The following is an 18,477-nucleotide window of genomic DNA, read 5'->3' on the forward strand; positions in this document are numbered from 1 at the left end:
TGATGTTTGGTGATGATGGCGGAGGGGAACCACGCGTTCCCATCTCGAACACGGCCGTTAAGCCCTCCAGCGCCAATGGTACTTGAACCGCAGGGTTCTGGGAGAGTAGGACGTTGCCAAGCAATTTAAAAATCCTTAAGACTACATGTCTTAAGGATTTTTTTCTATCTATTTACTGGCACTCATGGTTTCATCCAAAACTATATTAAATGAATACTCATTTTTTTGCGCCGTCCAATTCAAGTCATAAATCGTGCAGACCAAAACTGACACTGCGTATTCTTGGAAGACGACTCCACTGGCGATTATTATTTTCCAGATACGCTTTAGCCACAGTAACTATAGATGTGTCTGTCTGCTGTTAGGATCGAAACTTCCGTCCTCTGCTAGTTCGTCTATACTAGCTTTTGGCAGCACGCCTGTTGAATAACCACTATATGGTAGAAAAAGAGTCGCCAAATCGTTAAAATGTTTGTACCCCTACAAACTCCCTAAAGGTGGCGACTCCATGAAAAATTCTACAAAGATCCCGTTCATTCTTCAATCGATCCTGAGCAAAGACGAAGTCAACTAGGAGTTATCCCATGAGAGTAGGAATTTATATAGTTATTTGGGGCCTCTAGTGATCGGTATATAGTTTATTCAGCGTTAGCTCTCCATTAAATTATTGCTTTTGAACGGAGTAGATAAATCGTCCAGCCTAATCAAACACGCTGATGATGCAGTTATTTTTTTATCCGATTTAACAATTTCGTGGTATCGCAAGTAAATGTTAAAGATTTCTTTATTATCTTCAATTTAAATTAGAAAAATATAGCATTTTTCTACATCTTTAGTTAATATTATATTAACGAGAATGGAGTGTTGTCTATGCAATCTATTATATATATTTTGCTTGGAACAACAGATATTTTGGTTATATTACTCCTTATATTTAAAATCTTTCGATGGCCCTTTCTGACATATATTAAAGAGTTATTTTTTATTGCGTTTATATGTTCTATTGAGTCATACATAGCCAGAATGGTAATGAATATTCCTCAATGGGATCTAATACTACAAGTAATTATCCTTATTTTTTCGTTGCGATACCTATTAAGAGTAAACTACTATCATGCATTAACGCTTACCGTTATTGGAACATTGGCCTATTCAGAGATTGCATATACAGTCTTCAACATTCTTAATTACATCGGCATCACAACTAATAATGAAGCTTCAGAATCAATTGGTTTTGGTGTATTTGCTACACAAATTTTATCAGAATGTATGGGTATAGCTGTTAGTTGGATTCTCTATAAATTTAATTTAGGCTTCTCTTTCGTAGCTGTCCCACCACATGACCCTAAAAGGACTTTAAGCAACTATGAACAGTCAAAGTTGATAATTAATTTCGGATGTGTCTTGATCGTATCTACTGCGATGTTTTGGTTAATGAACTATGGAATGGTAGGCGTAAACATCCTTATGATTGGGGACTTTCTTGCACTTCTTGTTCTTTTGTACCTCGCACAGAAGGAGGATTATAGCTTTTGAGAGATCCTATTGATGTTGTAGCAGACCGACTTTCCCTCTCTATCAAAAACACAAATCCCAGCGAAGCCTTAACTAGTGTGGCTGTTATGTCCTACGCATTGAGTCTAATCATTAACATGATGCTTACGACATTACTAATTTTGTTAATTGGCTACTTTACTGATATGATGCAAGAAACAGCGAAGGTCTTAATGGCTTTCGCCATCCTTAGAGTGATTGCTAAGGGCATTCATCTTAAGTCTCTAACTCTTTGTGTAGTTGTTACAACCTCCCTCATCACGATCCTCTCTCATGTACAAATTTCATCCTATGGTATGTTCTTCATCTCTTTTATTTGTATCCTGTTAATTTTCCTGAAGTCGCCAGCCGAGCTTAAATCAAAGATATTATGTTCCGGCATCATTCTTCTTTTTTTAGTGTTTCAAGATCATGCATTGATTATGGGTTGTTTTGGGCAAGCGTTAACATTAATTAACTGGAGGAGGTGAGACAAATGAAAAGAATAGCCAAATTCACTGCGAAGCATGCTTCAAATTTGCTTGGTATCGCGGCACTTATACTTTTTTCTACAAATAAATTCCCTATCGGAGATAAAGAAGCACCTAGCGAATTAAAAGCTATGAAGTAGGTTATTCATGAAAGTACCGTGTCAAGATATCGTTGTTGATGTGGAAGATATTATCTACATAGAACTAGTATACGTTAAAGGAAATACCAAAATTGTTGTCCATACCATACATGACAAGCATTTTTGTAAGATTTCCGCTTCATTAGATGCCATTGAAATTCTGTTCTCATCATTTGGATTTGTAAAATCGGACAGTTGTAATTTGGTGAATTTAAACAAAATAAATTATATAGAAAAGACAGCGTATTCCATCCAAGTTTTTTTTCATGGGAGCAGCAAAACAGCAAGTTGTTCTCGTTCTGGGTATGCTAAAGTAAAATCTATGTTGCCCCTCTCTTGAGGGGTATTTTTATTGAGAAAAATCATTATATCATATTTACTAATAATGTAAATAACCGATTTTAGTACTAATATCCGTCGTTACATATTGGTATAAAATGGTATATCATTTAATAGAAGAGAATGTTAAATTGATCATCAATAAAGAAGTTGGTGAAATAATGGTGTATGAACAAATACTTTTTAAAGAAAACTTAGAGGATATAGTCTCTGTGAATGTTACAGATATAGATTTTATTAGCTTTAAAAAAAATAGGATTATTTGGCATTTAGGACAAGAGGTTCTTTATTCTTTGGTTAATTTAAAAGACATTCAAAAACTAGGATTCCAATCATATTCATCAAAAATTTTAATTAATCTGGCACAAATGAAAAGCTTTGATTCGAAAAAGAACATTATCCTTTTTAATAGTGGATCTCAGTTTCCGATATCATATCGAGATACAACAAGCTTTGAAATACTTCTGAACAATCATACGTATTTACCGATTCGTGGGAAAGTGACTGTCCTTGATGATTGCCGTGAGATCTGTAGTATTGAACTCAACGAAGTGGATTTCATTCACCTTCATGGAAAAGTCCCTGTATATAACATTGGGGAGAAACAATACAAACAGATCACTCAATTGGTGGATTTAGAAGACAGCAAAATGCTATCCAATCTAGGGTTTGAATACACAGATTCCATCAATTATGTTCAATTGAAAAAAGTAACACTTATGGATAGGAAGTGTGGGTACCTTTACTTTGACCAGCAGGTTTCTCCGAAAAGCAAACGGGCATCTATAGCACGAGTCCAGCACATATTGCGGGATATTCTAGAAAACAAAACAATTAACCAAGTAATTAATTGAAACTATGGTACCTTTGAAGAATTGAAGATAAGCAATGCAACAACAGCTTTTAGCTAGGGAAACATTGGCCTAATTTAGCCCTTCTACATCGTTATTGCAATATTGTGGGTAATATTTGATGTGGCCATTCCATCAGGGATGGCTTATTTTGTTTGATCGATCATTTGAGAATACACATCACATCCCTTACGCCCTCTATTTTAGTAACTAGCGTATCTGATAGTGTTTCCAAAAACGCCAGATACACTTTTAAGCTTCATTTATATAGAAAGGAAAAGGATTTCATGAGGGAACAAATTTTGAATAAAGTAACTAATTTAATCAAATTTGCAAAGGATAATGAGCGAATCTGGATACAACTAAATGAAGAATTTTTTGATATTAATATTCTTTGTGCCGTGTATATTTCAAGCAAAGTAAGATTCTGTTCTGAATCCTTATTTCAAAGCACAATACGAATTTCTACACATGGATTTATCAGCAGTTACAACAAAGCCGTCCATTTTAGCTGGGGAACGAATGTTTTTATGCAATCACAAGAAGTAACTACATTTGAACGAGCAAAAAGACTGTGCAGTCATTGGATAACAATGAATAAAGCTATTGAAAAATACAATTAGGGATCTATCGATTTTAATATCATCAACCTGCTTTGTAAAAGAATTTGGAGCCTTACTCCTTATAATACAAATTTATAATCGATTGAACTTAATCCTGAGGTTATTTTGAGTTCAGTTATTAACCAACTAGGAGTTAGTGGAAATTTTGGATATTTTAATGTCAAAGAGCCACGATCTTAATGGCGAGAGCCACCCTCTTGTATTATAAGCACATTAGCATGTCCTTTCTTGATATTGCAAGTGCTTCGGAAGACATATGAAAGGACTCGGACTGGGACTCGGAATTTTTGGCATGCACCCGCTGAACGTGTCTATAACCTATTCGGCTCCAAAGGTTTGGAAACCTTACGCTCACCGGTGCTATTATGGTTTTTCCTGCATTTTGTGTACATATACCCACAGATAATTTGTTTTCATTTCGAAATATTATATTACGTATGCATTGAAACACCTTCAAAAACAACAATTAAGTCCACAAGACCCATTTCAGCTAAATCCAAGAAAATAACAGAGGAGGGGCGGAATATGACAAGAGAAGAATTTGAGCAAAATTTTGATGAGATATTATCATCGTGGGAATTAGATGACGTAGTATTTAGTCCGCAAGAAAAGGAATTAATTCGGAAGGTATGTATGAAAGAAATTTCGATGGAGCAATACGATAACCTTGCTCAAAACATTGCTTGATTCATTCAAAAAAATAAGCCAATTATAGGCTCCTTCTGTAGAAAATATGGTTTACATATGTTTATATCCAGCAAGAGTTAATATAGTATTTCCAAAATAATATTGTCCAAAAACTTTGTAAGGCAGGACATTGAGCATCAATTTCTGTTACCACATTTGATTAATTAGCTAAATTATTATTGGTAAATCTGAAACTACTTGTTGTTGAAAAACTGGAACTAAACTAGTAGACCCTTGATCATACTAATATTTCATAATATTAGAACCAGCAGTTGGAGAACAGCTTTTCTTCCCGCTACAAGGATTATGAAATGTACCAAACCTCCCGACGAATGATGAGGAACTATTGCTGCGAAAAGGTTTGATTGGCAATGGAGAGTGAGATATAATAGGTCTAATCTCCGCGAATTAGTAGAATGTACATTCAAGTAGATTAGGGACTTACCAAACTAATTGTAAGAGGAGCTTGAGAACAATGATTCAGGTAAACACGTTTGCTGATGTGGATGAATTTAATGAATTTCTTGCAGAGCTTTCGGAAGATGTAATTATTAAAATTGAATGGAAAGTCATTGAAAGTGAAGAAGGCTATACGGATTATTTTATGATCCAGTACCGCGAATAGCCCATCACCTACCGATTACAAAGACAAAAAACCCTTACCAACGTAAGGGTTTTCTTATTGCGCACTATGCCAGCCAGATTAAGCTATCGCCCAATCAGCTCCGCCCCAAATCCTCCAGCTTTTTCATCCGCAGCTTGAAATAGTCGGCGACTTGCAGCTCCGCAGCCTTCTCCTGCAGCTTGTCTGCATCCTCGTGGATGGAAACAATGCGACCGTTGTAAGCGTCCAGCTTGCCTTCGGCCAGCAGATAAGCCAGCGTCGGGGCCAGATGGGCCGGAGCGTCCCTATGCTCCGCAAAGGCTTGGGAAATGCGCGGGAAATATTTTTGCCCAGCTTCGGTTTCCCGCTGGTACTTGGTCATATCGGTGTCGTTGAGACCGGGATCCAAGGCAAAGGCCATCAAGCCGGTGTCCTGCAGCTCCGCATTCAAGTTTTCGGTAAAACGGGCGATCGCCGTTTTCGAAGTGCCGTAGCCGTTACCGTATTTGAACTCCCCGATCGTCCCGCCGCCCACGACATTAATAATCCTTCCCGAGCCTTGCTCCAGCATCAGGGGAACAGCCGCCTGCACGCAGTGGAACACCCCGAATAGGTTGGTACTCACGTCGTTGAGCCATACCTGCGGATCGACCTCCCATGTGGGGCCGATGGCGGCAAACGCACCCGCATTGTTGATCCACACATCGACGCTGCCGACAATATCGCGCATCTGGCCAGCCGCCTTTTGCACGGAATCGTGCTTTTGTACATCCAGGTGCAGACAGTGGCTCCGCGGCGAGAATTGCCGGAGCTGCGGCTCAAGCTCATTCAGAAGCTGTTCATCTCTGCCCGTTCCAATAACCGTATAGCCATGCTTCGCAAAATGCAGCGCCATGTTCTTCCCGATGCCTCTCGTTGCTCCCGTGATGACGACCACCTTGGCTATAGCTTCCATTGGTAATTCCTCCTTGAAGGACAAATTTATAAAGCTTGTTCCTGACCTCAATCATACAAGATTATACGGTATTTTTTAAGAACTGACTTATTATACAATTACTTACCTTTATGTAACCCAAACCTAAACATGCCCTTAAGCTGTAATAATAATTAAAGTCTGATAAGGTCCTTTACGTTTTTGCGATTTTTCAAGTAGAATTAGCCTAAGCTTGTTAAAAAATGCCACTTGATTGTGTACCTCTTGTATACGAAAGGAGAAAGCTATGTATCGCGTTTTAATTGTCGATGATGAGCCTTGGGTGCTTAAGGGTATTCTCAACACGTTCAAATGGGATGATTTTGGTTTTCAAGTTATAGCGGATACAACGGATCCTGTGCTTGCTTATGAAATGATTCTTAAACAGCAGCCTGAGGTGGTCATGACGGATATAAGGATGCCTGAGCTAACGGGAATAGACTTGATGAAGCTAAGCCGCGAGCAGGGGGTCAAAGCAGAGTTCGTTATTATTAGCGGCGCCGCGGATTTTCATTATGCCCAGGAATCGATTCGTTTGGGCTGCTTTGATTATATGTTGAAACCGCTTCAATTCGCAGAAGCGGATGCCCTGCTGGAAAGGTTAAGCCTTCATCTGGACGCTACCGTACTGTCTATAAATGAGACGGCAGAAGAAAGCGAGCTGCAAGCTGGAAGCTCCATACTCAGCCCGTCCATTAATGAGAACTTCAAGGAGCTGTTGGACTATGTCAATCAACATTATGAGGATGAGTTGTATTTAAGGGAGCTGTCCAATAAATTTTTTATTAACTATACCTATTGCTGTGATTTATTTCAAAAGGTTACGAAATCAACCTTTACCGATTATGTAACTCGTCTGCGCATGAATAAAGCCGAACAGATGCTCAAGGAAAGCCAGCTATCCATTGACGAGGTATCACGGATTGTAGGCTATAAAGACTGTAACTACTTTAATAAAGTATTTAAAAAATGGTTTGGGCTTACATCGACGAGCTATCGTAAAAACCAAGCGGCACCATGGAACAAGAACAAATAAATCGAAGCCTCTTCGAGGAAAAACCAAACTTGGTATACATGTAGCTTGCTTTGCGAATTTTGGCGAACAGGGGGATAAGATATGGGCTTGTTATCGAAAATGACTTTAAGGCATAAGCTGCTGCTGATCGTTGGCATTTCAACCTTGATGATATTTTCTCTGCAAATATTTTACTATTCGAAATTTTATGGGCTAACGGAAGACAAAGAAAGTGTACACACCTCCAAAATGATGAAGCAGGTGGAGGAGAAGGTAGCTTCCTTCGCGCAGGATATCAAGGATGCTGCCTTGGCCTCATCCTACAATACGATGACCCATGACTATTTAAGCTCGGATGATCCGATTTACAGGCTTCGCTTAAATAAGATTGTTGTCGAAATTATGTCCGGGATTAAAGCTTCCAATAAAAATATTCAATCGATTATGATCGTCGATAAAAATAACAATATTATTGGGGCCTTAAATCCCGAGGATTATGTAGTCCTTGAGGAGTTCGAGAAAAGGTACAAGTCGCCTGAGTATCATGAGCAAACGAAGTTTTTTGGAAAGGTATTCAATAGTGAAAAAATGGAGCGGCCAGCCTACTTCTTTTTTCATTCGATTTCCTCCACGCTTAACAGCGAAAGTGAAGCTTCCGATTTGGGGAAATGTATTGTCATTTACAAAACGGATGTTTTGGACCAGCATATCATGAATAGTAAGACAACGCCGAATTCTTTGCTGATGATTCTCGATCATGAATCCTATATTGTCACGGCGGATGAAAGCGCGCTGAATGGAACCCTTTTTGACCAATCGATTTTCAAAGGAGGGGACAACAACAGTAGTGGGCAACAGGTAGAGTACAACGAAAAGCTAAACCACGTTCAAATCAACGAGGTTAGCCTTTTGGATTGGAGAATAGTGAGCTTGGTTCCCATCAACGAAATGACCGATGAACTGCGGGCCATCCGCAATAGTGGTTTTATGATCGGCACGGCGATGACGCTGCTGATTTTGATTATGGGTTTATTGTTTATCCGAAGCGTGACACTCCCCTTTGGAAGGATCGTCCGTTTTGTTAATTTTATCGGGAATAATGGCGGGAAGCAAAGATTGAAAATGTCGGTTGGCAATGAAATGGGGTTTTTAGCCGTCGAAATCAATAGGATGCTGGACAGGATTGACGAAGCGAACGAACAATTGCTCGATGCCAGCACTTCATTGTACCAGATGGAACTAGCCAAGAAACAGGCCGAGCTAGCCTCCTTGCAAAGCCAGATCAACCCTCATTTTCTGTACAATACATTGGAATGCGTACGGAGTATCGGGCTTGCGAACCGAGTGATGGAAATTGTGGAGATCGCTACATCGATGGCCCAAATATTCAGGTACAGCATTAAAGAGGACCATTTTGTCCAAATCAAAAATGAGGTGGATTGCATTCAGGATTATTTGCGTATCATGTCGATCCGATTTATGGATAAGTTTAGTGAGCGAATAAGCATTGATGAGCGTGTTATGGCGATGAAAATTCCCCGGATGATCCTGCAGCCGATTGTTGAAAATGCGATCTATCACGGACTAGAACGTAAAAGCGGCAAAGGAATCCTGACCATTAAGGGCTGGGTAACGGATGAGCAGATCGTTCGCTTTGAAATTTCCGACAATGGCAAGGGGATTCATGCCGAGGAGCTTTACAAGCTCCAGCATCGCTTGAAAGTAACAGATATGAACCAGAGCTTTTCCTCGGAGAAAGGGCTGGGCTTGTTTAATATTCATCGCAGAATCAAGCTGGCTTTCGGCGAGCAGTACGGCATCGAAATCAACAGCAGCGAGAATGAAGGAACTCAAGTAAGCCTGCAAATTCCAAGTTCCGAATTTATTACCTTATCATCCGAAACGAACCCCTAGAATTATTTAAGAAAGCGGTTACAATTAAACTAAGCAGATGGAGAGGCGAATATGAATGAACTTGGCAAGCTCTAAAAGAAGGCTCCTATCTGGGCTCGTAGTAGCTGTAGTGCACTTCGGGATATCTGGATGTAGCGAAATATGGAACCCTGCCATGCAAGAGACAGTCGGTATTAAAAATATGCCAAATTCAGACCAACTAGAAAATGAGGAGCTTCCTTCGGAATTTTTCACCTTGCATGCACTTTCGAATACCCCCCGGGAAGCACCCGATCTTAATAATCATTTTTGGACTAAAATAAAGGATCTATTTAAAGTGCAACTGAATGCAGAGTTTGTTCCACTGGATGGATATGATACTAAAGTGCGATTGGTGCTCGCCTCAGGGGATTTGCCGGAAGCGATGGTCATTAATACACTGGATGACAGTGTGTTCAATAAAGCGGTCAAACAAGGTCTCTTCTGGGATCTGGAAGAGCTGGCCGGCGACTTCACCGATTTCCCCAATTTACAACGTTCTATTCCAGACGCTGTGTGGAAATATACAAGGATTGAGGGGAAAAGCTATATCATTCCGCGGATTCGCCCTATACTTGATGCTGGTATACATTGGCGCCCGGATATTTTCGGAAAGCTGGAATTGCCCCAGCCCAAGACGCTGGATGCATATATATCGGGTTTGAAGCAAGTGGTCGACGCCAATCCGCTCAAGGGATATATCGGTTTGCATTTTGAGGAAAGCTTTTTTAATGCTTTTGGTGGATTTGAGGCGAGCTATAACAATGAAGGGGGGCTGGTCCATAAATATTTGACCGATAACTACACGGAATTTATCCGGTGGTACCGACACGTTTACAGCTTGGGCCTCATGTCTAAAGAGTTTGCCGTACTGAAAGGGAGTGATAAAGAAAATATGTTTCGTTCCGACAAATCATTAACTTATATACGCAATATGTATCACAGCTATACCTATGAACAAGACTTGAAGCGGGTAGACACAAGCTATAAAACAGGTGTGATTACTTATTTGAATGGACCGCTGGGGCATACCGGAGAATACGGAACTGGCTTTACAGGCGGGTTTGTTATTTCAAAGAAAGTACCCAAGGAGAAAGCTACAAGGATTCTCCAAATGTATGACCAAGCGATGGCACCCGAGGTCACTCAATTGTTGTTAAGAGGCTTCGAGGGACTTCATTACCAGATCGTAAATGGGGAACGTATACCCTTGGAGCTTGCGAAAAAGGAAATGAGCAATGCCGTTATGCAAATTTTCCCTAACTCCGAGGACGAATGGCAAAAGGTCATAAACAATGCGGCACCCCAGGAATGGAACGAGCAAATGAAAAAAAACGCGGAAACGTTGTATGATGCCCATTACGCTATTGATCCTTTCCGTGTTATTCGTTCGGAAACGTGGCTAAGGGAGTGGCCTAAAGCACAGGATGATTATATTTCGATAAGAACACAGGCCATTATGGGTATCATTTCGATGAACGATTATGAGAGCTATGTGCAAAGGCTAAGAGAGCAGCCCGTATACAAGCAAGCGTTCCAGGAATTTGCGGAAAGCTATAGGCTTATGTTTTAAGTCACCAATGCCCAACTCTATAGCTCTATACCATTGATAATAAGAGGAGGCCGGATACGGATGTTTAACCTGCACTCATGTTATGTGAAAGAGCTTGATAGCAGCTGGAGGATGGATCGCACGATAACCACCAATGATTTGCTTATTTTTATTACAAGCGGTAAATTGATTTATTGGGTCGATAATGAGAAAATTCCGCTGCAGCAAGGCGATATTTTGTATATTCCAGAGGGTTCGTTGCGTAGCGGTGCAGCTCTTGAATACCATCAAAGGTATGCAACGGTGTTTAGCTCGACAGGGGCTGATCAAGGGCTACTTCCGATTCTGGACAAGAAAAAGACCTTCAAGATGAAAATTCAAAACTCCGCCTACTTTAAGCTGAGATTCTCCCAATTAACGCATCATTGGCAGATGAAGGGACCTTATCTCGATACGACCTGTTACGCGATTTTATTGGAGATGCTGAGTATGATTAACAGCGACCTGGACCATAGGGAGCTTGGCACTCGGAAATTGAAGCTCGTTACCGATATTCAAGCTTACATCCTCAAGCATCACCAGGAATCCATCAAGCTGCAGGATTTGTCCGATTATAGTGGCAAAACCCCCAATTATATCTCCTGTCTGTTTAAACAAGTGACCGGCTTCACGCCTATCGAATATTTGCATGATGTGCGGATCTCGATTGCCAAGGATATGATGCTCAGTAAATCAATAACGGTCCGTGAAATTGCCGAGCAGACCGGATTTTGTGACCAGGCTTATTTTCATCGTGTTTTTAAAAAGGTAACCGGCTATTCGCCGACCGATTTTTTGAATGAAAAATACGGATAGAAGGTCTGCCATCCCAATACTTGGTTATGTATAGATCAGGAGAACATCCTTTTTCAGTGTCTGGTAGAGGTACTACACACTTAAGATTTGGGGAGGTTCTTCTTTTTTGTATCTTATAAACTCGCGCCGCTCCTGGAGGTGAGGCAAATTGTGTTGAAAAGAATAGAACAAATCAAGCTCAAGTCCCAGCTACTCATCCTCATATGCATTTCCATCGGCATTGTCGTCTTACTCCAGGTTATCTTTTTAAGCTGGTTTGCATCCATTAACACCAAAAACTATTCGCAGTTTTTGAAAGATACCTCTAAGCAGCTAGAAATAAAAGCTGTAACTTTTTCTACAGACATTAAGAATATAGCCAATATCATATCGTTCAATGACATTACGTACCAATTCGTAAACACACAGAACATTGAGGATAGGCTCAAGCTCAGGAATAATATGCAGGTCATGATAGAATCGATCATGCTGTCTAATAAAAGCATCAATGACATTATTATCACAGATCTTGGCATGATTAATATCGGAGTTTATAGAAGAGAGAGCTTTTGGGCTTTGAATGAAATAAATAGATTGTATAAAAATGGTGCGATTCAAATTGATGGACCTACCCATTATTTATTGGATGGCCATGAGAGCGGCAGGCCTTTTTATGTATGTATAACGAAGTCGTTCCGCTCACAAGAAACGAATAGTGATTTTATTACGATAATCATTTATAATGCGGACGATTTTGTGAATATCGTTTCAAGTATAAAGCCAAATGATAATTCATTGTTCCTTATTATGGATGCCAAAAACCATATTGTGGCGGCCAACCAGATGGGTATCGATGTAGGATGGATAAATACAGCATTGGTTAAAGCGAGGGAAACAAGCTTGATGGAAGAGTGGAAAGGTGATGGGACATCACTGGTACACCAGAGCTTTGTGGACAACCTGAACTGGAGGGTCATAGGGATCACGCCTGATGTGGAGATTGCCAAGGACTTATCTGCATTAAAGCAGTTCGGTATCCTGATGGGGGTGATCGTGATCGTATTGCTGTTAGGGTTCGGGCTCATCATAAACAAGAGCATTACGGCACCTATTACGAAGATGGCACACTTTATGAATTCGCTTGGGCCGAACTATAGTACCCGTAGGCTGGTTATACATAATGCCAATGAGATCAGCTTATTGGCCAGAGTTATGAATAAGATGCTGGACAATATTGACCAGATGACCACCGAGGCGGTGGCCTCCCAGGAGAAGCTCCATAAGGCAGAGCTTGCCAAAAAGCATGCACAGTTTTCCGCTTTTCAGAGCCAGGTCAACCCGCATTTTCTATATAATACATTGGATTGCATTAGAAGTATTGCTCTAGCCCGAGAGGTGCCGGAAATTTTCGAGATTACAACCGCAATGGCGAAGATATTCAGGTACAGTATCAAGGAAAACAATTATGTAGGGGTGGGTGATGAAATCGGCTGTATTCAAGATTACTTTAAAATCATCCAAATTAGGCAGAGCAACCGATTTACTATGGTATGCGAGATAGAGGAAACCATCCTGAATTGTATCATCCCCAAGATGATCCTGCAGCCCATTGTAGAAAATGCCGTATTCCATGGACTTGAACAGAAAAAAGGGCCAGGTACCATTAGCATAAGCGGATATGCGGTCGACAACCGTACAATCCTGTTCGAAATTAAAGATGATGGCAAAGGCATGTCGACGGAGGTCGTCCAGCTACTGAAGGATAATATTACGGCATGGGATATGTTGGAGGATACACCTATGGTCTTGGAAAAGAAAAGCATAGGAATCATTAACATCGACAGGCGTATTAAATTATTGTATGGCATTCATTATGGACTTTCCATCAATAGCAGCAAGCAGGAGGGCACGAATGTAGTCATCACATTGCCAATGGAGCACAGGAACCGAAAATAGTCTAAATATTCCGAAAACAGTCCATTCTAAAGGTTCGGCATACTCAAGTAAAATAGAACAAAGAGATTGAGAGCGCTTACGAAGTAAGTTTTCTACGAAAACTCAGCGAATGCTTACGAAGTACGTTTTTCTACGAAAACTTTTAGGAGGTAGAACCTAAATGGACCAGACCACTTTAGTCGTCGGAAAGTCGACCTTGCTGCATAAATGGCAAAGACGCAAAAAATTGTATGTCAATTATCGCTATGCCTATTTGCTGGCGATTCCGGGCTTTATTTATTTCCTTATTTTCAAGCTGGCTCCGATGTGGGGGTTACTGATTGCCTTTAAGGAATTCAGTCCGTTTGCAGGCTTCTGGGCCAGTGAATGGGTGGGCTTCAAGTATTTCGCTGAATTTTTCTCCAACCCTTATTTTTATTTAATGTTTCGCAATACAATCGTGATCAGCATGATGAACCTCATCTTCTTTTTTCCAGCGCCGATCATCCTTGCATTGCTCCTTAATGAAATCCGGATTGAAAAGTTTAAACGCTTAAATCAGTCGATCATTTATATGCCCCACTTTCTTTCTTGGGTCGTCATAGCGGGAGTCACGTTTTTTATGCTTTCCTCGGATGTAGGACTTGTTAACAAGATCATTGTTAACACAGGGGGGGAGCCTATAGCATTTCTTTCCAATCCGAAGTTATTTTGGTGGGTGCTGCTGCTGCAAAATACGTGGAAGGAAATTGGCTGGGGAACGATACTTTTCCTGGCTGCGATGTCCCAGGTGGACCCCTCCCAGTATGAAGCGGCGACCATGGATGGCGCCTCCCGCATGCAGAAGATTATGAACATTACGATACCTTCGATACTGCCCACGATTATCGTCCTGTTTATTCTAAGGCTGGGCCACATCATGGATGTAGGCTTCGAGCAAGTGCTGCTGATGGCCAATCCGTTTGTAAGAGATGTCGCGGAGGTGTTTGACACCTATTCGTACAATCAAGGTATCAATCAAGGCAACTTCAGTATTGCTATCACGGTTGGCATTTTCAAGAGCATTGTTGGTCTATTTATGGTAGTGATTTCAGACCGTATCGTTAAGAGGATGGGACATAGCGGCATCTACTGAATCTCATTGTGAGTGAAAAGGAGTTAACGATATGTATACAAAGGGACATTCATTCGCGGATATTATGATTTATATAGTTACAGCTCTGATTTCATTGATTTGCATTGCTCCTTTCATTTATATCGTAAGCGTTTCACTGACCGATCCATCGGTCTATGTCCCTTTCAAGCTGTACCTCATACCCGATAAAATATCATTCGCCTCCTATGCGTACATTCTCTCCACACCGAGTTTTATTAGCGCGATCAAAAACACCTTGTTTGTAACGATAGTGGGAACCGCTCTTAATATCGCCTTTACTTACACGATGGCGTACGCATTGACCAAAAAGCAGATGCCACATAGAAACTTATTTCTGGGAGTTGTTATCTTTGCCTTGCTGTTCAATGCGGGTATTGTTCCCAATTACTTGTTGGTTAAAAATCTTGGCTTGATGAACAGCCTCTGGGCGCTGATTCTCCCGGTGCTAACCAACTCTTGGAGCTTGATCGTTGCCAAGAGCTTCATCGATGCATTGCCTGAGGAGCTTGAGGAATCCGCCAAGATCGATGGATGCACCGACCTCGGGATTTTCTTTAGAATTATCATCCCGCTTTCCAAAGCGTCTATTGCCACGCTGACTCTTTTCTTCGCGGTTGGCCATTGGAATACTTATTTTACCGCGCTTATCTACCTGACGGATTCGGATAAAAGGACACTTCAGGTCTATGTGAAATCGTTACTGGTAGATGCCTCCACGAGTGGAGCGGGAAGCACAGGCTCTGTGGATTTGCTCAATTTGCCGTCGGAGACCGTACGCATGGCTACGGTCATTCTGGCTATGCTGCCTATTATGGCCGTATACCCTTTCGTACAAAGATACTTTATCAAAGGTGCTATGCTTGGTTCGATCAAGGGCTGAGCCTGACATAAATAAATGTTAGAGGGAGGTACGATTCAACATGCAAACACAAAGAAAAATGCTGTTCAACGGTTTAAGCCTGCTCACCATTGGATCTATACTTTTGTCAGCTTGTAGTTCAGCCAGTCCAGCTGCGAGCACGAGCACTCCAAGTACGCCGGGGACACCTGCGCCTGCGGCAAGCACCAAGCCATTGGAACCGTTAACGATTAAAGGCTTAGCTAATCTATACAGCCAGGCGCCTGCGAAGGATAGTGAATTCTGGAAAAAGATGGAGAGCGAATTTAATGTTAGCTACTCCGTCGATTGGGTGCCCGCTGATAATTATCAGCAGAAGCTGGATCTTGTGCTGGCGTCAGGTGATATACCGGAGCTTATGCAGATTACGAATACGACTGCACCTAGTGTTCTGAAAGCAGCGAAGGCAGGAGCCTTCTGGGACTTAACGCCTTATCTCGGCGATTTCAGCAAATATCCGAACTTTAAGAAATATACGAACCAGAATGCATGGGTGCTCAGCAAGATCAACGGGAAAAATTATTTTGTGCCCCGGACTCGCGGTAATCTCGACTCTGCCGTGTTTATCAGGCAGGATTGGCTCGATAAGCTGAATCTTAAATTGCCGACGACCACAGAGGAATTTGCCAATGTGATGAAAGTGATCGCCAAAAGTGATCCGGACGGCAATGGTAAGAACGATACGATCGGAACTTTAACTACGCCCGGATATTTTGCTGCTGCATTTGGCACAAGAGAGCCTGTTCGCGACAGCAACGGCGGCATTATTCATGCGAATCTTACTTCCAATTATGCGGACTATGTCAGTTACATGAGGGAGCTTTACCAGGCTGGCGCCATCCCGAAAGAATTTGCATTGATCAATGGCACGCAGCAGGAAGAAATGTTCATGACAGGCCGTTCCGCTACATTCGTCAAGAACGCGTGGCATAAATTCCGGATGGAGCAGGAAAATCGGAAAACGCAGCCGGATGCTAAGGTAACGATCATTCCTTACCTGAAGGGCCCTAAGGGCTACGCTCATATTTATGATTTGGGTTATTTCGGCGGTATGGCGATTTCCAAAAAGGTCGATGAGAAGAAGATGCTGCGGATTCTGGACTTCTTGAATGCCACAGTGGATGAAAAGTATTACAACTTCGTAAACTTCGGTATGGAAGGCGTTCACTACACCCTGAAGGATGGCTTCCCTTCCTTGACGGATCAAGGCAAGAAAGAAGTCAACGCTTCCTTTAATGCACCCTTTATTTTCTCTACCGCCGAATTTGCCAAGGTTGACAGCCCTCTGGCACCAATGGATTATAATCTCAAGGTTAGAGAAGAAATGAAAGCGCTCTATAAGATTGATGCCAAAATTGAGTTGTTCAATGTGATTCAGTCCGATGCGTGGAGCACTGCCTGGTCCAAGGTGAAGGACGAATTTGTTTCGATGGAGGCGAAGGCGATCTCCGGTGCTATATCGATGGATGAATTCAAGGCATACCAGAAGAAACTGGCCGACAATCCCGACTTCATGAAGGCTTGGCCGGAATTCACTAAAAGCTATGAGGAATTTTTCGGTAAAAAGTAATACGGCTAACTGCAAAAACCATATGAATCGATAGGAGCGAAATGGATCATGTACATTAAAGAAGTAGCGTCAAGCTTATACCCATGGGATTTAGCTGATGAGGGCGTCGAAACCTGCGTAGATAATGTAGTTGAGCACAGTCTTGTAAACAGTGTGTATTTGGTAGGCATCATGCATAAGGAAAAAAGGCCGTTGACCAACTTATTTTTCACCCACAACCCCAAACGTAAATTTTATTTGCCCGAGGACAGCCGTATCTACTACCGGATGGATGAAGCTAATTTCAAAAATACACCGCTTAAGCCTTTATATTCAGAGCGGGAATTTTTACAGGGTAAGGATTGGTTGGATGAGCTGACTACGTACGGAAGAAAAAGAGGGCTAAAAACGGGCGCGGAAATATCGCATACCTTCTTTGACTGCGAGGTCGCCAAAAAAGAATTCCCGGACGTGCTGCAAAAAAATATACATGGCGGGATCATTGACCGCCATTATTGCTGCAATAATGACGATGTAAAAGAGTATATGAAAGCGATCTTCTACGATACCGTTAAAAACCATGATATTGATTTTATCCAAACCTGCATGATGCTGTTCGCAATCGGCGAGCCTGTCAAAGCGCCATGGTTTATGGACAATGACCCCGAGAACAAGGTTGGTGCGCTGCTGGGCACACTTAAGGGCGGATGCTTCTGCGACCATTGCCGGACTAAAGCGATTGATCAAGGCTATGACTGGGATCAAATTGTTGATGACTTGAAGGGATTGGAGCGGCTCGTTCATGCTACTGCTTACAATAACCTAGATTCCGTAATGGATAACCATGTGCTGATGGGCAGCGATTTATTGGAAACGGGGCTGCTGCTGGAATATCCATCTCTATATCAATTCCTGGATTTCCGAATGAAGTCAATTTCAAGGCTGTTCAAGGAAATTAATGCTTATATCAAGACAGCGAATCCGAACATCGATTTCCGCTACAACAACTATCTGAGATACCCTGAGCTTGCGGGATTGGATTTCGCTGCTGTAAAGGATCATCTGGATTCGGTCAGAGATTCGGATTATACGGAACAGCTCGGCAATCCCGACAAATTCAAGCGAAAACGGAATACGCTGCTTAAGATCAGGCGCGGTATCGGTTACGACAAGGATCTGATCGCAGCCTTCGCGCCGAGGCCCAACGCAACGCCGGAAATTATACGGGAAAGCATCAAAGTATTAAGCACACTTGGTGTCGATGGCTTATCGTTAGGGCATTATGATGGGGCGACCTTCGAGCTGCTGGATGCGGTTAAACAGGGTATGTACGAAGCCGGAATCGAAATTAGAAAATAACAATAG

The 18,477-nt window shown here is 41.7% G+C and carries 18 protein-coding genes and 1 rRNA gene; 18 read left to right on the forward strand and 1 reads right to left on the reverse strand.

Features of this window, described 5'->3' with window-relative positions; all coding sequences use genetic code 11:
• Window positions 1-5: 5 nt before the first annotated feature.
• The 9 genes from rrf to G9U52_RS23995 all read left to right on the forward strand — a co-directional run bounded on the left by rrf (window position 6) and on the right by G9U52_RS23995 (window position 5,289).
• Window positions 6-122: ribosomal RNA gene (rrf, locus tag G9U52_RS23960) — 5S ribosomal RNA — on the forward strand.
• 748 nt (window positions 123-870) lie between these two features.
• On the forward strand, window positions 871-1,536 hold the full coding sequence (locus G9U52_RS23965; protein ID WP_166153187.1) for a hypothetical protein: 666 nt from the start codon (window positions 871-873) through the stop codon (window positions 1,534-1,536).
• Window positions 1,533-2,024 (forward strand): accessory gene regulator B family protein, encoded by a 492-nt coding sequence (locus tag G9U52_RS23970; RefSeq protein ID WP_166153188.1) that lies wholly within the window; start codon window positions 1,533-1,535, stop codon window positions 2,022-2,024. The genes G9U52_RS23965 and G9U52_RS23970 overlap by 4 nt, the downstream gene beginning before the upstream one ends.
• A 5-nt stretch (window positions 2,025-2,029) precedes the next feature.
• Window positions 2,030-2,164 carry a hypothetical protein gene (locus G9U52_RS40995; protein ID WP_279538727.1) on the forward strand — a complete coding sequence of 45 codons (135 nt, stop codon included), beginning with the start codon at window positions 2,030-2,032 and terminating at the stop codon, window positions 2,162-2,164.
• A 7-nt stretch (window positions 2,165-2,171) separates the two neighbouring features.
• Complete coding sequence (locus G9U52_RS23975; RefSeq protein ID WP_166153189.1) at window positions 2,172-2,504, forward strand: LytTR family transcriptional regulator DNA-binding domain-containing protein; 333 nt, start codon at window positions 2,172-2,174, stop codon at window positions 2,502-2,504.
• Window positions 2,505-2,634: 130 nt separating this feature from the next.
• The gene (locus tag G9U52_RS23980) at window positions 2,635-3,357 is read left to right on the forward strand and encodes a LytTR family transcriptional regulator DNA-binding domain-containing protein (protein ID WP_166153190.1); all 723 of its coding nucleotides are present in this window, start codon (window positions 2,635-2,637) and stop codon (window positions 3,355-3,357) included.
• A gap of 299 nt (window positions 3,358-3,656) precedes the next feature.
• Window positions 3,657-3,977, forward strand: coding sequence for a hypothetical protein (locus G9U52_RS23985; protein ID WP_166153191.1), 321 nt, complete (start codon window positions 3,657-3,659; stop codon window positions 3,975-3,977).
• Window positions 3,978-4,502: 525 nt separating this feature from the next.
• On the forward strand, window positions 4,503-4,664 hold the full coding sequence (locus tag G9U52_RS23990) for a hypothetical protein (RefSeq protein WP_166153192.1): 162 nt from the start codon (window positions 4,503-4,505) through the stop codon (window positions 4,662-4,664).
• 475 nt (window positions 4,665-5,139) lie between these two features.
• Window positions 5,140-5,289 (forward strand): hypothetical protein, encoded by a 150-nt coding sequence (locus tag G9U52_RS23995; protein ID WP_166153193.1) that lies wholly within the window; start codon window positions 5,140-5,142, stop codon window positions 5,287-5,289.
• 94 nt (window positions 5,290-5,383) lie between these two features.
• Here the strand turns inward: G9U52_RS23995 and G9U52_RS24000 are convergent, their stop codons facing one another.
• On the reverse strand, window positions 5,384-6,223 hold the full coding sequence (locus G9U52_RS24000; protein ID WP_166153194.1) for an SDR family NAD(P)-dependent oxidoreductase: 840 nt from the start codon (window positions 6,221-6,223) through the stop codon (window positions 5,384-5,386).
• A 265-nt stretch (window positions 6,224-6,488) separates the two neighbouring features.
• On the opposite strand from G9U52_RS24000, the gene G9U52_RS24005 reads away from it, so the two are divergent.
• From G9U52_RS24005 to G9U52_RS24045, 9 genes are all read left to right on the forward strand, one after another.
• The gene (locus G9U52_RS24005) at window positions 6,489-7,277 is read left to right on the forward strand and encodes a response regulator transcription factor (RefSeq protein ID WP_166153195.1); all 789 of its coding nucleotides are present in this window, start codon (window positions 6,489-6,491) and stop codon (window positions 7,275-7,277) included.
• 81 nt (window positions 7,278-7,358) lie between these two features.
• Window positions 7,359-9,170 carry a sensor histidine kinase gene (locus G9U52_RS24010; protein ID WP_166153196.1) on the forward strand — a complete coding sequence of 604 codons (1,812 nt, stop codon included), beginning with the start codon at window positions 7,359-7,361 and terminating at the stop codon, window positions 9,168-9,170.
• A 154-nt stretch (window positions 9,171-9,324) separates the two neighbouring features.
• The gene (locus G9U52_RS24015; protein WP_207953174.1) at window positions 9,325-10,761 is read left to right on the forward strand and encodes an extracellular solute-binding protein; all 1,437 of its coding nucleotides are present in this window, start codon (window positions 9,325-9,327) and stop codon (window positions 10,759-10,761) included.
• A 60-nt stretch (window positions 10,762-10,821) separates the two neighbouring features.
• Window positions 10,822-11,595 (forward strand): AraC family transcriptional regulator, encoded by a 774-nt coding sequence (locus G9U52_RS24020; protein WP_166153198.1) that lies wholly within the window; start codon window positions 10,822-10,824, stop codon window positions 11,593-11,595.
• 150 nt (window positions 11,596-11,745) lie between these two features.
• On the forward strand, window positions 11,746-13,530 hold the full coding sequence (locus tag G9U52_RS24025; protein ID WP_166153199.1) for a cache domain-containing sensor histidine kinase: 1,785 nt from the start codon (window positions 11,746-11,748) through the stop codon (window positions 13,528-13,530).
• A 160-nt stretch (window positions 13,531-13,690) separates the two neighbouring features.
• Window positions 13,691-14,644: an ABC transporter permease gene (locus G9U52_RS24030; protein WP_166153200.1), complete on the forward strand. Its 954-nt coding sequence runs from the start codon at window positions 13,691-13,693 to the stop codon at window positions 14,642-14,644.
• A gap of 31 nt (window positions 14,645-14,675) precedes the next feature.
• Window positions 14,676-15,545, forward strand: coding sequence for a carbohydrate ABC transporter permease (locus tag G9U52_RS24035; RefSeq protein WP_166153201.1), 870 nt, complete (start codon window positions 14,676-14,678; stop codon window positions 15,543-15,545).
• 40 nt (window positions 15,546-15,585) lie between these two features.
• Window positions 15,586-17,133 (forward strand): type 2 periplasmic-binding domain-containing protein, encoded by a 1,548-nt coding sequence (locus tag G9U52_RS24040; protein WP_166153202.1) that lies wholly within the window; start codon window positions 15,586-15,588, stop codon window positions 17,131-17,133.
• Window positions 17,134-17,181: 48 nt separating this feature from the next.
• Window positions 17,182-18,471 (forward strand): hypothetical protein, encoded by a 1,290-nt coding sequence (locus G9U52_RS24045; RefSeq protein ID WP_166153203.1) that lies wholly within the window; start codon window positions 17,182-17,184, stop codon window positions 18,469-18,471.
• Window positions 18,472-18,477: the final 6 nt, after the last annotated feature.

Source organism: Paenibacillus agricola (genome assembly GCF_011440305.1).
Lineage (GTDB): Bacteria > Bacillota > Bacilli > Paenibacillales > NBRC-103111 > Paenibacillus_S > Paenibacillus_S agricola.

What these genes read in the sequence shown, in the direction of transcription:
- G9U52_RS23965 (WP_166153187.1), top strand. Translation starts at nt 871, where the DNA reads ATGCAATCTATTATATATATTTTGCTTGGAACAACAGATATTTTGGTT.
- G9U52_RS40995 (WP_279538727.1), top strand. Translation starts at nt 2,030, where the DNA reads ATGAAAAGAATAGCCAAATTCACTGCGAAGCATGCTTCAAATTTGCTT.
- G9U52_RS23975 (WP_166153189.1), top strand. Translation starts at nt 2,172, where the DNA reads ATGAAAGTACCGTGTCAAGATATCGTTGTTGATGTGGAAGATATTATC.
- G9U52_RS23990 (WP_166153192.1), top strand. Translation starts at nt 4,503, where the DNA reads ATGACAAGAGAAGAATTTGAGCAAAATTTTGATGAGATATTATCATCG.
- G9U52_RS23995 (WP_166153193.1), top strand. Translation starts at nt 5,140, where the DNA reads ATGATTCAGGTAAACACGTTTGCTGATGTGGATGAATTTAATGAATTT.
- G9U52_RS24000 (WP_166153194.1), bottom strand. Translation starts at nt 6,223, where the DNA reads ATGGAAGCTATAGCCAAGGTGGTCGTCATCACGGGAGCAACGAGAGGC.
- G9U52_RS24005 (WP_166153195.1), top strand. Translation starts at nt 6,489, where the DNA reads ATGTATCGCGTTTTAATTGTCGATGATGAGCCTTGGGTGCTTAAGGGT.
- G9U52_RS24010 (WP_166153196.1), top strand. Translation starts at nt 7,359, where the DNA reads ATGGGCTTGTTATCGAAAATGACTTTAAGGCATAAGCTGCTGCTGATC.
- G9U52_RS24015 (WP_207953174.1), top strand. Translation starts at nt 9,325, where the DNA reads ATGCAAGAGACAGTCGGTATTAAAAATATGCCAAATTCAGACCAACTA.
- G9U52_RS24020 (WP_166153198.1), top strand. Translation starts at nt 10,822, where the DNA reads ATGTTTAACCTGCACTCATGTTATGTGAAAGAGCTTGATAGCAGCTGG.
- G9U52_RS24030 (WP_166153200.1), top strand. Translation starts at nt 13,691, where the DNA reads ATGGACCAGACCACTTTAGTCGTCGGAAAGTCGACCTTGCTGCATAAA.
- G9U52_RS24035 (WP_166153201.1), top strand. Translation starts at nt 14,676, where the DNA reads ATGTATACAAAGGGACATTCATTCGCGGATATTATGATTTATATAGTT.
- G9U52_RS24040 (WP_166153202.1), top strand. Translation starts at nt 15,586, where the DNA reads ATGCAAACACAAAGAAAAATGCTGTTCAACGGTTTAAGCCTGCTCACC.
- G9U52_RS24045 (WP_166153203.1), top strand. Translation starts at nt 17,182, where the DNA reads ATGTACATTAAAGAAGTAGCGTCAAGCTTATACCCATGGGATTTAGCT.